Source organism: Hymenobacter properus (assembly GCF_015694735.1).
GTDB lineage: Bacteria > Bacteroidota > Bacteroidia > Cytophagales > Hymenobacteraceae > Hymenobacter > Hymenobacter properus.
Genome location: NZ_JADQDP010000004.1, coordinates 91,471 through 107,056, shown reverse-complemented (window position 1 = coordinate 107,056; position 15,586 = coordinate 91,471). Strand labels below are relative to the sequence as shown.

Genomic DNA, 15,586 nt, shown 5'->3' with positions numbered 1-15,586 from the left:
GCGCGGGCGGGCTAGGCTCGGGGCGGCTGGCCCAGCGAGCTGCTAAAAGTGAAGGCGTAGCGCGGTGCGGCGGCCACGCGGTAGACACGTACTGGCGCCGACACGGGGCGGGCCACAAACACCAGCCGCGTCACGGGCGCCATCACGAAACTGAGCGTCACGCAGCCGTGATGGCAGCGCAGGGGCAGGTTGTGATGGTCTTGCTGATGCCGCTGTGAGAGGCTGCAACCCGCGTAGTGCTTGGTGCCTGCGCCGTAGTGCTCGGCAATGAATTGGCCGAAGTTCAGCCCGCCGCCCGCCGCCGAGTGGTGGTAGTCGTAATGCTCCACCAAGGATGGCAGCTTGGCCAGCTCGCCCAGGTCGTTCTCGGGAATGAAGCTGCCCAGCAGCATCAAGATTCCCAGAAAGAAGGCGACAGTAGCACGCATAGCGGGGGAGAAACGAGGCAGGTGCGGCAAATGTTTGCCGAAATGCTGGCACAAAAATAGAATATGAATCAGTAGAACGTCATGCCGAGCGCAGCCGAGGCATCTCGCTCGCACTGTTTGTCCTCCTGAGCGCAGCGAAGGACCTTCTCACGATTGTGCTAACGTGAGAAGGTCCTTCGCTGCGCTCAGGAGGACAGATGATTTATTTGCTGCGGCACGCGAGATACTTCGGCTGCCCTCGCCATGACGTTCTGCTATCTCCCCAACACCTCCCCCGCACCCATTGTACTTTTGCCCCATGCGTTACCTCCTGACTCTCCTTGCCGCTTTCGCCACGCTGGCCGCCCAGGCCGGGCCGCCCCAGCTCCTGCTCGACGTGGCCCGCTTCCGCAACCTCGACCGTGTGGTGAAGGGCGCCGAAGTAGAAATCTACGTGACCGTGCCCACCCAGCCGCTCACCTATCGACAGCGGGCACCGAAGTCGTTCCAGTCGTCGGCCGTGGTTACGCTCGATGTGCTGAAGGCTGACGGCACCTCGGCTTACCACGAAGTGGTGACACTGAAGCCGCCGGTGCTCACCGATACCACCATTGCCATCAAAAACCCACAGAGTTTCCTAAAGCGCATCCTGCTGCCCGATGGCAAATACACCCTGCGCGGCACCGTGAAAGACCAGTACCGCAGCGCGGGCGGCGAAACCACCGTGGAAAAGCCGCTGGTACTGGAAGCGCCCGCCGGCCCCTTCCTATCGGATGTAATCCTACTCTCACGCCCAGCGGCCAAGAGTGGGGGCGACGACAATTTTGCCCGCGGCGGGTACCGCCTCGCCCGCGCGGCCAGCGGCACGTATGGCCGGGGTGCCGACAACGTCTTCTTCTACACCGAGTTGAACAACGCGCCGCAGGGTCAGCCCCTGCGCGTGCACTACCACCTCACCACCCCCGACGGCTCGGCGGCCGACGCTGACGCCTCGCTCACCCCGCAGAGCGGGCGCCCAACCACCATTGTGGGCCAAATCCCGCTGGGGCCGCTGCCCGACGGGCCGTTCACGCTTTTCATTGAAGTATACGGCGGGCCGGGCAATAAGAAGCTGCTGACTGGGCACCGCGCTATTGGCCAGCGCGCCTCGGCCGAATTTGCGCCCGGCAATGCGGCCGTGCCCCGTTAAGCATGGCCACTAAAGGCGCTATTTCCGGCTCCGGTCGGCCTTATGCCTGGTACTTTGAGCCGATTCGCTGGCTGCTGCTGGGCCTGGCACACCTGCCGCTGGCGGTGCTGTACCTGTTTGCGGAGGTGATTTATTTCCTGCTGGCCTACGTAGTGCGCTACCGCTGGCGTGTCGTCACGGAAAACCTGCGTAACTCTTTCCCGGAGAAAACGCCGGCCGAGATTGAGTACATCGGCAAGGCTTTCTACCGCCACTTCTCGCAGGTTATCATCGAAATCCTGAAGTTAGCCGCTATTTCGCCTGAGGAATTGCGGCGGCGCATGCGCTTCGTAAATCCTGAGCTGATGACGCGCCATTTCGCCGAGAAGCGCCTAGTTCTTTCGCTCGGCTCACACATGGGCAACTGGGAGTGGATTCTGAGCGGCGCGGCGCTGGAGTTTCCCGGTCGGGCTGCTGGCGTGTATAAGCCGCTGAACAACCTGTTCTTCGAGAGCTTCATGCGACGCCTGCGCACCCGCCTTGGGGCCGATGCCGTGCCCATGCTGGCCACCCTGCGCTACCTGGTAGCTCACCGCGGGGAAGGCCGCACGCTCAGCCTGCTCACCGACCAGGCCGCTGGCCCCGAGGACCGGCCTTACTGGACCGATTTCCTTCACCAGGACACCAGCTTCTACACCAGTGCCGACCGCCTCGCCGTGCAGCTCGACTGTGCCGTGCTCTACGTGGGCATCCGCCGCATGCGGCGCGGCTACTACGAAGTCACTTTCACTGAGCTACCCGACGGCCGCGAGGCAAAACTAGCTCCAGCCGGTACCTTCCCAGTCACGGAAGCCTTTGCGAGGCAACTGGAAAAGGACATGCGCGCCTCGCCGGAGCAGTATCTGTGGACGCACCGGCGGTGGAAGCACAAGCGGAGCTAGGTGGCGCCTGTCATTGCGAGGCGCAGGCCGTGGCAAACGAAGTTCAGCGGAGCTAATCCGTCCTCCCAGCCGCGACCAGCTATGAGACGTGATAAAGCTTTTCCTATAACAGAAAGCCCCGACTCTGGAAGGAGCCGGGGCTTTGTCACATTATAGGGTTGGTTGCTGAGAACAGGACGGATTAGCTCCGCTGAACTTCGTTTGCCACGGCCTGCGGCCTCGCAATGACAGACGAATTGGCCGCCTACAGATATTGCTCAATATCACCAGCGCCGTCGCGCACGATGTCGAAGTCGTCGTTGGTGCAGTCGACGATGGTGCTGGGGGTGTTGCCGCCGAAACCGCCGTCGATGACGAGGTCCACGAGCAGGCGGTATTTTTCGTAAATCAGGTCCGGGTCGGTCACGTATTCTTCCAGGGTTTCCTCGCTCTCGCGCACCGAGGTGCTCACGATGGGGTTGCCCAATTCTTTCACCAACTGGCGGATAATCTGGTTGTCGGGCACGCGAATGCCGACTTGCTTGCGCTTCACGCCGCCAAAGCGGGGGGCCTCGGCGCTGGCTTCGAAAAGGAAGGTGAACGGGCCGGGCAGGGCTTTTTTGATAACCTTATAAGTCGAAGTGGAGATGCCGTGGGCGTAGTCGCTGATGTGCGACAGGTCGTAGCAGATAAAGCTCAGGTTGGCTTTTTCGGGCTTGATGCCTTTGATACGGCACACGCGTTCCACGGCCTTGGCATTGGTCACGTCGCAACCGATGCCGTACACGGTATCGGTGGGGTAGATAATAACTCCGCCCTTGCGCAACACCTCAACGGCTTGCTGGATACGGGCTTGCGGCGGATTTTCGGGGTGAATGCGGAGGAGGGTGGCGGGCATAAGGGAATAAAAAGATTAGATGGTTCGAAGAAGCAGTGGGGGCCGGCAACCGACGGGCGGCGGTGGCCCGAGGTTGCAGGCCGGGCCCGAAGGCGCGGGCAAGGTACTACGCCCGGCCGAAATGCGCCATGAACCCCCGCCGTTGCGGGCCGGGTTCCCGGGTTTCGTACTTTTGGCGCCGCGCTTCTGCAATCCGCTTCTCATCCCATGGCCAAACCTGCCCAAAAGTCTGTCATCGAACGCCGCGACGCGGCCCTCAAGCGCCGCAAGCGTTGGGGCATCGTCAGCATTGTGTTCACGCTCACGCTGGTGTGCTTTTCGTATTATTTCTACCAGGTGTTTTTCACCGCCAACATAGAAACCAAGGGCAAGCCCACCTACGTGGTGATTCCGCGCGGCGCCACTTGGAAAGATGCCCTCAACGCCATTGACCGGTCCGGGGCGGTGGTCGACAAGCTCTCGCTGCACTTCGTGGCCCGGCTGATGAAGTACGACAAGCCCGGCGCCGTGAAGCCCGGCAACTATGAGCTCAAGGATGGCTTCACCAACCGCCAGCTCATCAACGTGCTCAAGAGCGGCGCCCAGTCGCCGGTGAAGCTCACCTTCAACACCGTGCGCCTGCGCAACGAACTGGTGACCAAGCTGGCCAGCCAGGTCGACTTGCCCGCCGCCCGGCTCGATTCGTTGCTGCGCGACCCGGCTTACACCAAGAGCCTGGGTTTCGACACCACCACGGTGCTCACCATGTTCATCCCGAACACCTACGACGTGTACTGGAACACCTCGGCCAAGCGCCTGATGCAGCGCCTGAAAACGTCCTACGAGCAGTTCTGGACGCCCCAGCGCGACGCCGAGCGCGAGAAGCTGCACCTCACCCGCGCCCAGGTGAGCACCCTGGCCAGCATCGTGGAAGCCGAGCAGCAGCAGCACGCCGACGAGCGGCCGCGCATTGCCGGCGTGTACCTCAACCGCCTCAAGCGCGGCATGAAGCTGCAGGCCGACCCAACCGTAGTGTACGCCAACCATGACTTCACCATCAAGCGCGTGCTCAACGTGCACCTGCAAAAAGACTCGCCATACAATACCTATAAGTACGCCGGCCTGCCGCCCGGCCCCATCAACCTGCCCAGCATCGCCAGCATTGATGCCGTGCTGAAGCCGGAAAGCAACAAATACCTCTATTTCTGCGCCAAAGAAGATTTCAGCGGCTACCACGCCTTTGCCACTAACGAGGCCGAGCACATTGCCAACGCCCGCCGCTACCAGGCGGCGCTGAACCGGGCGGGAATTCGATGAAGGGTTGAATTTTGAGGGTTGAATGTTGAATTAATCGTTTCGCCATCAAAATGAAAGTTGAAAACCCAATTGCTGAGCGAAGCTTCGCTTTTGCCTTACAGATTGTCGAACTGTACAAGCTATTAAGTGCGGAAAGAGAATATGTATTGTCGAAGCAATTGCTGAGAAGCGGAACCAGCATTGGTGCAAACGTCGCAGAAGCTACAGCGGCTATATCGAAGCGAGACTTTGCTGCCAAGATGTCAATTGCGTCAAAAGAAGCTCGTGAAACGAAATATTGGTTGATGTTGCTTTCGCAAGGAAGAATGACCCAAGTTGATATGAGCGCTGCTCTGAACGAAGTCAGCCAACTCATCAATATCCTAACCGCTATTGTTAAAACGGCCCAGGCTAACATGGAATAATGTTGAATAACTCAACATTCAACCCTCAAAATTCAACCCTTGTATACTTCCGACATCCAAATCCGCGTGCGCTACGCCGAAACCGACCAGATGGGCTACGTCTATCACGGCAACTACGCGGCCTATTTTGAAGTGGCGCGCACCGAGGCGTTTCGCAAGCTCGGCATCAGCTATAAGGAACTGGAGGCCGATGGCGTGGGCATGCCGGTAGGGGAGCTGCGCACCCGTTTCCGCCGCCCGGCGCGCTACGATGATTTGCTCACCGTGCGTCTGCTGCTGCGTCAGCCGCCCGAGGGCACGCGGGTACTGTTCGAGTACGAGATATACAACGAAGCCCAGGAGTTGCTAACCGAAGGCCATACGCTCATGGTGTTTGTGAAAACGACCACCGGCCGGCCCGTGCCCATTCCCGAGAGTATCCAGCAGCAGCTGGCGCCGTATTTTAGCGAAGACGACCTCGAAAGCCCCGTGCTGCCCAAACCTGGCGCCATCTTGCCCGATGCGCCCGCTCCGGCAGCATTTCGGAAGTAGGAAATCAGATAACAGTTATCAGTGAACAGTTAGCCAAACGCTTCTGGTAGCTGATGTTGTTAACTGCTCACTAATAATTGTTAACTGTCGATTGAAAGCCCCCGCCGCCATCAGCCGTGCCCGCTTCCCCGATGTGCGCAAGCAGCGCACCTACCGGCGGATAATTGTGGGCTTGCGGCGGTTGCGGCTGCCCGGCGGCCACGCCTCGCTCTACGACGTGCTCGACCGCATGCTGCACGAGCTGCGCCTCGACTCGCTGGAAAAGCGCGCCGCCTACATGGCTTTTAACCTCACGGTGGCCCTGTTTCCGACCATCATTTTCCTGTTCACACTCATCCCGTTCATCAGCGACTACCTCAACATCCCGAATCTAAACGTCGACATCCTGCAGTACCTGGCCGATTTCATGCCGCCGGAGCTGTACGCCGCCACAGCCACCACCATTGAGGACATCGTGAACATTCCGCACGGCGGCTTGCTCTCGTTCGGTTTTGTGACGGCTCTGGTGCTTAGCTCCAACGGCATCATGGCCCTGCTCGATGCATTTGAGAAGAAATATCCGTGGTTTAAACACCGTAGCTACTTGCGCAAGCGCTTAATAGCTACTTGTTTGACTTTTGTGCTGGCACTCATATTGCTCCTCTCGATTGCGGGCATCTTCTTCGGTACTTACATGATGGATGCGCTGGTGTTCTATGAAATCGTGCCGGAGCGGTTCACCGATTTGGTGCTTACACTCATCCGCTACGGCTCACTGGTAGGGCTGTTCCTGAGCACGACCTGTGTGATTTACTATTTCGTGCCGCCCGTGCACGACAAGTGGCCGCTGCTTTCGGCCGGGGCGGTGGTGGCCACGCTGCTCATCTTTCTGGTGTCGTTTCTCTTCACGCTCTACGTGCGCATCTTCAACTCCTACAACACGTTCTACGGCTCCATTGGGGCGTTGGTGGGCTTCATGGTGTGGCTCGAGTTCGTGTGTATGACGCTGATTATCGGCTTTGAAGTGAACGTGAGCATGGACGCCATCACCGGCCGCCGGCGCCAGATGATGCGCGAGCAACTGGCGGCGCAGCGGGAGGGTTCGAGCCAAAAATGAGGCCTTGAGATTCAGGGACGTAGCAAAAAGTTTGGAGTTTTTTTGAAAAGCGGGTTTTTCCATTCCGCTTTCCTTTTTACTTTTGCACTCCCCAATCACTCGGGGGCCTGTATAGAGAGGTGGCAGAGTGGTCGAATGCGACGGTTTCGAAAACCGTTATACCGGCAACGGTATCGGGGGTTCGAATCCCCCCTTCTCTACAAAAAGGCTTTTCTGCGCTGGAAAAGCCTTTTTTGTTGACTACATATTCAGCGCGACAACACAATTGACCCAGAGAAGTGGCAGAGTGGTCGATTGCGGCGGTCTTGAAAACCGTTGAGGGTTAAACCTCCGGGGGTTCGAATCCCTCCTTCTCTGCAAGCAAAACCCCGTTTCCAAATTGGAAATGGGGTTTTTGCTTTCTCACGCATTACCAAGCAACCGCCTTGGATGGCAAAACCTGGAAATAGGGGTGATGCTGGCATTGGGGCTTGATTCTGGCAGCCATTGCTGCACGCTTGCCGGCAAGGGTAGCTTGCGCGTACGCCGTGCGCACCACTCCCGGGGCTTTGCCCGTATCATCGGCCAACGCCTCGTGAACCTTCGTTCTACCTGCTTGCCGGACCTTTGCCCCATGTTTATGAATCTTTTTACCCGCCTTCGTGTGGGTGCCTGCGCGGGAGGACTGTTGCTGGCTGCGTGCCAAAAGCAGGAGGCCACGCCCGCAATGCCGGCGTTGCCCGAGCACCTGACTTTGGGCAACCCCAGCGGCGCCACTGCCGATGCTGCTGAACCTGCCAACTACCTGCTGCTAAAACCGCAATACGCGCTGTCGTATCACCGCGACCGCGGCATCCCGAATTGGGTGAGTTGGCACTTGGATGCGGATTGGCTGGGCACGGCGCCGCGGCAGGACGACTTCCGGCCCGACCCCGAGCTGCCAGCCGCCTGGTACCACGTGGGCGCCGGCAGCTACAGCGGCTCGGGCTTCGACCGGGGGCACAACTGCCCCAGCGCCGACCGCACCCGTACCGTGGCCGATAACTCGGCCACTTTCCTGATGAGCAACATGATGCCCCAGGCCCCGCGCCTCAACCAGCAGACCTGGGCCAACCTGGAGGACTACTGCCGGACGTTGGTGGGGCAAGGCAACGAGCTGTACATCATTTGCGGGAGCTACGGGCGCGGCGGCACGGGCACCAACGGCTTCATGAGCACCCTGGACCAGGGCCGGGTGACGGTGCCGGCCCGTTGCTGGAAAGTGGTGGTGGTGCTGCCGGCAGGGGAGGAAGATGCCCGCCGCGTGGCGGCCACTACGCGCGTCATTGCTATCGACACGCCGAATGATAATGCGCTGGGCACAGGCTGGGGCCCGTACCGCACCAGCGTGGATGCCATTGAAGCCGCTACCGGCTACGACCTGCTTTCTGCCGTGCCCGCGGCAGTGCAGCAGGTGGTGGAGGCGCGGGTCGATACTGGTCCGCTCAATTAGGCTGGTGGAGCCAGGGTGGCGAGATGTAAGGCAAGGGCCTGAACAGCAGATAGAAGCAATGTGTGCGGGGACGCCGGAAAACAGAAGCGCGGCCTTTGCCGTTGCAAGACCCCGAGGCTGCTCCCAGCTTCGGGCTTACTCATTTCTGCATGTCGCGCATTTCTTTTCTGTTGCTGGCAGTACTGCTGGCTTTTTCGGCCCGTCCGGCGGCGGGCTACGCCGTGCTCACGCACGAGGCCAACATTGACTCAACCTGGGAGCGTTGCCTGGTCCCGGCTATCATGAAGCGCTACCCCGGCACCACGCCCGAGCAACTGGTGGACGCCAAGGCTTATGCCTACGGTGGGGCCATCATCCAGGACATGGGCTACTATCCGTTCGGCTCGGTGCTGTTTACTAACCTGACGCACTACGTGCGCTCGGGCGACTTCATTCGCAACCTGCTCATGGAGGCCGAGGACCGCAACGATTACGCCTTTGCCCTGGGCGCCCTGGCCCACTACTCGGCCGACCTCAACGGCCATGCCGAAGGCACCAACCGCGCCGTGCCACTGGTGTACCCCGACCTGAAAGCCAAGTACGGCGATGTGGTGACCTACGAGCAGGGCAAGTACCAGCACGGGCAAATGGAGTTTTCGTTTGATGTGGTGCAGCTGGCCAGCGGCAAGTACCACAGCCAGGACTACCACCAGAAGATTGGCTTTCAGGTGAGCAAAGCCGTGCTGGAGCGGGCCTTCCTGAAAACCTATGGCCTGGAACTGGGCCAGGTGATTCTGAACGTGGACCTGAGCATTGCCAGCTACCGCTTTGCCGTGAGCCAGCTCATTCCGCAGGCGGCCCGGGCGGCCTGGCACTACAAGCGCAAAGACATTCTGAAGCTAAGCCCCGGCGCCCGGCGGCGCGACTATATGCGGCGCAACAGCCCGGCGGCGTTTCGCAAGGAGTACGGCAACGACTACCAGCGGCCCGGCTTCGGGGCGCGCATTTTGTCGTATTTCATCCGGGTGTTGCCCAAAATCGGGCCGCTCAAACCCTTTGCTTTCCGGCTGCCCACGCCTGAGGCCGAGAAGATATTTCGGGCCAGCTTTCAGAAGGTGATGGCCAGCTACTGTGCGAACATCGGCCGCCAGCCCGCCGACACCGCCGCCGCACCTCTGACGTTGGTCAATTCCGACTTCGACACCGGCAAGCCCACCCGCGCCGGCGAATACGGCCTGGCCGACGAAACCTACGGCGACTGGCTGCGCCGTCTGGCCAAGCACAAGTTTGAGGGCCTGAGCCCGGCCGCCCGCCAAAACATTTTGGCTTTCTACGGCTCAGCGCCCAAAGCACCGGCTTCGGCAGAGGAGAAAGAAGCCAGCAAGCAAAAGGAAACGGCCGAGGCCCTGCAGCAGCTTCGGGCCTTGCGCTAAGCAACGCCTGGGTAAGCAAAATATTAAGGTTTTAAGACTGGTTTGGGCCCGCTGATTTTTTGCCTACCTTGGCTATTCGTGGCTGGTAGAGCGGCTGTAGCCGGGTGGCGGGCCGGCTCGGTTTGACGGCGTAAAGAATTACATAGTTGGTCTTACATTTATCTTTCTTCACTTTTCACTCTCTTTTTTCGCTTATGTTTCAAACTTACAGGAATAGGCAGCCGCGCCATTGGACGCGGCTGCTGACACTATTGGCTTTGCTGCTGCCTCTGGCGGGCAAGGCGCAGTTTGGCACCAACAACGCTGTGGTGGTGCGCATCGGCAACGGCACAACGAGCTTATCGGGCTCGGCTGCGCCGGTGTCGCTGTTGGAATACAGCAGCACGGGGGGTACGCCCGTCAGCACCCTTAACCTGAACAGCGGCAGCACAGGCACGCGCCTCACCTTAACGGGTAACAGCACTACCGAAGGCGCCCTTTACCGCACCCCCGATGGGCAGCAGCTAACTATAGCCGGTTACGACGTCGCCGCTGGCGCGACCAGTGTGACGGGCTCCTCAATTCCGCGCACCTTGGCCACCATCGACGTCAGCCGGACGGCCACGGTGCAGACGGCACCTTCTACGCTGGGCAGCACGGGTAACCACCGCTCGGTGGCCGCCGTGGGCACGGGCTTCTACTCGGGCACTTCGAGCGGGGGCGTGCAGTACTATGACAACCCCAGCGCCAGCACCAACTCGGCCGTGCAGCTGAGTTCTGCCCCCACCAACATTCGCGTGGTGGGCGTGTACGGTGGCCAACTCTACGCCACTTCTATGTCGGGCTCAAACGTGGGCCTGAACACAATTGGCACGGGTACGCCCACCACCAGCGGCCAAACTACTACCCTCATCATTCAGCCCGGGGGCACTGCCTCGACCAGCCTTTACGGCTTCGTGCTGCTCGACCAAAGCGCTACGGAAAGCGGGTTTGACGTGGCCTACCTGGCCGACGACCGGGGTTCGGCCGGAGGCGGCATCTATAAATACAGCAAGGTGGCGGGCACCTGGACATTCAACGGGTTGATTGGCTCGACGTTGGGCACGCGCTACGTGGCGGCCCGGCTCACCGGCACCGGCGTGGAGCTTTACGTGGCCACCACGGGCGCGCTCTACACTTTTTCGGACAACTCGGGTTATAACACGGCCCCTACGGTTACTTTTCCTTCGGCAAGCATTGCCACGGCTGGCACCAACTACGCCTTTCGCGGGGTAGCCTTCGCGCCGTCGGCTAACCCGGTGCCGACCATCACCAGTCTGGCGCCCAGCTCGGCCACGGCCGGCGACCCGGCCCAGACGCTGACGGTGAACGGCACGAACTTTATCACCTCCTCGGTGGTGAATTTTAACGGCACAGCCCGCACCACCACCTACGTTTCGGCCACGCAGCTCACCATTCAGCTCACCGCGGCAGACTTGGCTACAGCAGGTAGCTACGACGTGACGGTGACGAACCCCACGCCCGGCGGCGGCACCACCGCGCCCGCGACCTTCACCGTAAACCCGGTGCCTGCCACCAACCCGGTGCCGACCATCACGAGCCTGTCGCCTAGCTCCGTCATTGCGGGGGCGGCTGCCCAAACGCTCACTGTGAACGGCACTAATTTTATCGCGTCGTCGGTGGTAAATTTCAGCAGCACAGCCCGCACCACCACCTATGTGTCGGCCACGCAACTCACCATTCAGCTCACGGCCGCAGACCAGGCCACGGCTGGCAACTACGACGTGACCGTGACCAACCCCGCACCGGGCGGCGGCACCTCAGCTCCGAGCACTTTCACGGTGAACCCGGTGCCGAACAACCCGGTACCCACCATCACCAGCCTCGCGCCCAGTTCGGTGATTGTAGGAGCAGCCGCGCAGACGCTGACGGTGAACGGCACAAACTTCCTGGCTTCCTCGGTGGTGAACTTTAACGGCGCGGCCCGCACCACCACTTATGTATCGGCTACACAGCTCACCATCCAACTTACGGCCGCCGACCAGGCCACGGCTGGCAACTACGACGTGACCGTGACTAACCCTGCGCCGGGCGGCGGCACAAGCGCCCCGGCTACGTTCACCGTGAACCCCGTGCCTGCACCCACGCTCACCAGCATCAACCCAACTACCATCACGGCAGGAACGGCCACTACGGTCACGTTCACGGGTACCAACTTCGTGAACGGCGCCACGGTGAACTTTAACGGCGCTGTCCTGAACACGACGTTTGTGAGCAGCACCACTGTCCGGGCCAGCATCACGGCGCCGACGCAATCGGCCACGGTCACCTACCAAGTGTCGGTAACGACCCCGAGCGGCACCACCACCACCCGGACACTAACGGCCACCGGTGTGTTTGTGTTGGTGCCGATTAGCATTTCCGCCGTCAATACAGCCGTTACGGAGAACTTCAATACGCTGGCCAGCTCTGGCACCGACGATAAAATCAGCTTGCCGCCGGGCATCGATTTTGTGGAAACCGATGCCAACGCGGACGATACCTACACCGCCGGCACCGGCTCGTCCACCTCGGGTGACACCTATAGCTTTGGCAGCGCCGGCTCTACCGACCGGGCTCTGGGTTCGTTGTTAACGGGCAACTTGGTGTCGCGCTTCGGCGCCCAATACGTCAACAACACCGGCCAAACCATTACCAGCCTGCTCATCGGCTACAACGGAGAGCAGTGGCGCCTGGGCTCGCAAAACCGCCTCGACCGACTCGACTTCCAGTACAGCCTCAACGCCACGAGCGCCAACGCTGGCACTTTTGTTGACTTCGACGCGCTCGACTTCGTGACGCCGAACACCGTGACCACCGGCGCCAAAGATGGCAACCTGGCGGCCAACCGGACGGCCCTTTCGGCGGTCATCACTGGCTTGTCGATTGCGCCCGGCGCCACGTTCTTCATTCGGTGGGTGGATGCCGACGCCGCGAATGCCGATGACGGCTTGGCCGTGGACGACCTCTCGGTGACGGCCAACCCCCCGCAGGTTGCTTGCGCGGCGCCCAGCGCGCCCACGTTCAGCAACATTACCCCGAACTCGGCCGATGTGACCGTGGCTGCCGGTGCCAACGGCACCGGCCCCTTCACCGTGACGGCTACGCCCACGGCGGGCGGCACGGCCATTGTCGCCACGGGCACCTCGCCCGTGAGCCTCACGGGCCTTGCGGCCGGCACCAGCTATTCGGTGACGGTGACTTCGAATTGCAACACGGGCTACTCCAGCCCCAGCCAAGCATCTACCGCCGTGACGCTGACCACTAGCGCCGCGCCCGCCCCCACGCTGGCCGTGACGCAGGGTGCTACCAGCTACCCCAGCGGCGGCACGGCTTACTCCTTCGGCAACCGGACGCTGGCTACTACCAGCGCGCCCGTCACGTTCACGCTAACCAATAGCGGCAATAGTGCGCTGACAATCAACAACATCAGCACCACCGGCGACTTTGCCGTGAGCGGCACGGCCCCGACCACCATTGCGGCCGGCGGCACGGCCACGGTGAGTGTAACCTTTACGCCCACGGCGCTGAATACCCGCACAGGCACGCTGGTAATCAACTCGGACGCCACCAACGGCGCCGCTTACACCGTGAACCTGACGGGCAGCGGCTCGGCCGTGCCGGTACCGCTTATCAACGTGGTGCAGGGCACCACGCCCTACGCCAACGGCAGCACGTTCAGCGGGTTTGCTCCCACCACGGTGGGCAACTTCAGCAACGTCACGTTCACCATCCAGAACACGGGCACCGGGCCCCTCACCATCACCGGGCTTGCACCGGGTGGCACTGATTTTTCGACTTCGTTCGGCCCGGGCGGGCCCACGCTGCCTTTTGACATTGCGGTGGGAAGCTCGGCTACGTTCCTGGTGATTTTTGGGCCCACGGCCCCCGGCACGCGCACGGGCTCCGTCACCATCAGCAGCAACAGCGCCCTCGATGGTAGCTACGTTATCAACTTGAGTGGCCAGGGCACAGCCGCCACGCTGCCGGATTTGACGGTGACGACGGGCACGCCCACAGCACCAACGCCCATCTCGGGCAACTACAACAACGTGACCATTGCTCCCGGCGGCAACGCCATTGTGGCCGGTGCTCTCACGGTGGCCGGTACCCTCACGGTGCAGCCCAATGGCCTGCTCATTCAGAACTGCCAGTCCATCACGGGCACGGGCAGCTTTGTGCTGCAAGCCGGTGGGGCATTGGCTATCTGCGACCAGGCCGGCATTTACACCACAGGTGCCCTGGGTGCCATTCGGGTTTCGGGCTCGCGCACCTATAGCCCGGGGGCTGCCTACATATACAACGGGACGGTGGCCCAGGTGACGGGCCCCGGCCTGCCCGCGCAAGTGGCAGCCTTGGGTGTGACCAACGCCGCCGGCGTAACCCTGAGCCAGGCGCTATCCGTGGCCCAGCAGGTGACCTTGCAGCTCGGCAACCTGAACACGGGCGGCCAGACCTTCACGCTGCTGTCGTCGGCCAGCGGCACTGCAGTGCTGGATAACGGTACCGCCGGCAGTGTAGTGAACGGCACGGCCACCGTGCAGCGCTACATCGACAACGCCAACCCCATTGGCTACCGCCAATACTCGGCCCCGGTAAGCAACACTACGGTGAACGACCTAGCCACGAGCAACTTCACGCCGGTCTTCAACACGGCTTACAACACTAGTCCAACGCCGAGCACAATCCCAAATTTCCCCAACGTGTTTGGCTACGACGAGGCTCGCGTGGGCACCGTTACCTCTACCTACGGGCCTTTCGACAAAGGTTGGTATGTGCCGGCCTCGGGCAGCCCCATGCAGGTGAATCGCGGCTACACCGTGAACGCGCCTAACACCGCCATAGTAGATTTCGTGGGTTTGCTGAACAACGGTAGCCAGAACTCGGGCGCGCTGGGCTTCACCAGTGCTAACGGCGGCTGGCAGTTCCTGGGCAACCCCTATCCGGCCCCGCTGGACTGGAGCACCGTAGTGGCTGGCCAGCGCCCCGGCATGGAGGGAGCCATGTACGTGTTCCAGAGCAGCGGCCAGTACGGCGGCAGCTACCGCAGCTACACCAACGGCATCGGCGGTGCCTCGCCGCTGGTGCCCACGGCGGCCGGCTACTTCGTGCGGGTGGCCACGCAAGGCAGCACCGGTTCGGTGAACCTGACCAATGCCAACCGTGTAACCACCTTCGGCCTGCAGCCGGCCTTCGGGCGCGGCGCTGCCGACACGCGCCCGCAGCTGCAACTGCAGCTGAATGGCGCCACGGCCGGCCTCGACGAAGCCTACATCTACTTTGAAGCCGGTGCCACCACCGCTACCGATGCCGAGTATGATGCCCGCAAGCTGGCCAACCCCAGCGGCCTGAGCCTTGCCTCGCTGGCCGGCGGTGTGGAACTGTCCATCAACGGCCTGCCCGCCCTCACCAATGCCACCGTGCTGGTACCCCTCACGGTGCAGGTGCCGCAGGCTGGCAGCTACCGCCTGCAGGTGGGCGAGCTGGTCAACTTCACCGGCACGGCCACGCTGATTGATGCGCTAAGCGGCACCCGCACGGTGCTGAGCACCGGTACCAGCTATGCCTTTGCGCTGACGGGCACTGCGGCCCCGGGCCGTTTCTCGGTAGAGTTCCGTTCGACCAACGCGCTGGCAACTACGCCGGCGCAGGCCCTGGCCGCGCAGGTGCAGCTGTTCCCCAATCCGGCTTCGGGCTCGTTCCGCCTGCAGCTGCCGGTGCTCCGCAGCAAGGCGGCCGTGTCGGCCACGCTGGTAAATGCCCTGGGCCAAACCGTGCTGACCCGCGCCTTGAGCGCACCAGCCGGTCAGGCTATCGATGCTGCATTTGACGTGCACGGGCTGGCTGCTGGCGTTTACACCCTGCGCCTGAACGTGGACGGCACGCCGCTGGTCCGCAAAGTGGTGGTGGAGTAAGCCGCCCCGCTTAATGGCAAAAAAAGCCGGCCCAATGCGGGCCGGCTTTT

11 protein-coding genes and 2 tRNA genes are annotated in these 15,586 nt (G+C 61.6%); 11 read left to right on the top strand and 2 right to left on the bottom strand.

What is annotated here, in order from left to right:
* Positions 1-11: 11 nt before the first annotated feature.
* Complete coding sequence (locus I2I01_RS16975; RefSeq protein WP_196287701.1) at positions 12-428, bottom strand: hypothetical protein; 417 nt, start codon at positions 426-428, stop codon at positions 12-14.
* 298 nt (positions 429-726) lie between these two features.
* Here I2I01_RS16975 and I2I01_RS16970 point away from each other — a divergent pair, with 298 nt between their 5' ends.
* Together I2I01_RS16970 and I2I01_RS16965 are read left to right on the top strand one after the other, a co-directional pair.
* Positions 727-1,596 (top strand): hypothetical protein, encoded by an 870-nt coding sequence (locus I2I01_RS16970; protein WP_196287700.1) that lies wholly within the window; start codon positions 727-729, stop codon positions 1,594-1,596.
* Positions 1,597-1,598: 2 nt separating this feature from the next.
* Positions 1,599-2,516, top strand: a complete 918-nt coding sequence (locus I2I01_RS16965) for a lysophospholipid acyltransferase family protein (protein ID WP_211538007.1) — start codon at positions 1,599-1,601, stop codon at positions 2,514-2,516.
* A gap of 244 nt (positions 2,517-2,760) precedes the next feature.
* Here the strand turns inward: I2I01_RS16965 and I2I01_RS16960 are convergent, their stop codons facing one another.
* Positions 2,761-3,393, bottom strand: coding sequence for an L-threonylcarbamoyladenylate synthase (locus tag I2I01_RS16960; protein WP_196287699.1), 633 nt, complete (start codon positions 3,391-3,393; stop codon positions 2,761-2,763).
* A gap of 207 nt (positions 3,394-3,600) precedes the next feature.
* On the opposite strand from I2I01_RS16960, the gene mltG reads away from it, so the two are divergent.
* From mltG to I2I01_RS16915, 9 genes are all read left to right on the top strand, one after another.
* Positions 3,601-4,689 carry an endolytic transglycosylase MltG gene (mltG, locus tag I2I01_RS16955; RefSeq protein ID WP_196287698.1) on the top strand — a complete coding sequence of 363 codons (1,089 nt, stop codon included), beginning with the start codon at positions 3,601-3,603 and terminating at the stop codon, positions 4,687-4,689.
* A gap of 50 nt (positions 4,690-4,739) precedes the next feature.
* The gene (locus I2I01_RS16950) at positions 4,740-5,093 is read left to right on the top strand and encodes a four helix bundle protein (RefSeq protein WP_196287697.1); all 354 of its coding nucleotides are present in this window, start codon (positions 4,740-4,742) and stop codon (positions 5,091-5,093) included.
* Between the two features lie 39 nt (positions 5,094-5,132).
* Entirely contained in the window at positions 5,133-5,624 is a 492-nt protein-coding gene (locus tag I2I01_RS16945; protein ID WP_196287696.1) for an acyl-CoA thioesterase, read from the top strand.
* 91 nt (positions 5,625-5,715) lie between these two features.
* A complete protein-coding gene (locus tag I2I01_RS16940) occupies positions 5,716-6,720 on the top strand; it encodes a YihY/virulence factor BrkB family protein (RefSeq protein ID WP_211538006.1) in 1,005 nt (334 codons plus the stop codon).
* Between the two features lie 113 nt (positions 6,721-6,833).
* Positions 6,834-6,920, top strand: a tRNA-Ser gene (locus I2I01_RS16935).
* A 72-nt stretch (positions 6,921-6,992) separates the two neighbouring features.
* Positions 6,993-7,077 (top strand) — tRNA-Ser (locus I2I01_RS16930).
* Between the two features lie 262 nt (positions 7,078-7,339).
* Positions 7,340-8,191 (top strand): DNA/RNA non-specific endonuclease, encoded by an 852-nt coding sequence (locus I2I01_RS16925; RefSeq protein ID WP_211538005.1) that lies wholly within the window; start codon positions 7,340-7,342, stop codon positions 8,189-8,191.
* A gap of 149 nt (positions 8,192-8,340) precedes the next feature.
* A complete protein-coding gene (locus tag I2I01_RS16920; protein ID WP_196287694.1) occupies positions 8,341-9,603 on the top strand; it encodes a zinc dependent phospholipase C family protein in 1,263 nt (420 codons plus the stop codon).
* Between the two features lie 194 nt (positions 9,604-9,797).
* The gene (locus I2I01_RS16915) at positions 9,798-15,536 is read left to right on the top strand and encodes an IPT/TIG domain-containing protein (protein WP_196287693.1); all 5,739 of its coding nucleotides are present in this window, start codon (positions 9,798-9,800) and stop codon (positions 15,534-15,536) included.
* Positions 15,537-15,586: the final 50 nt, after the last annotated feature.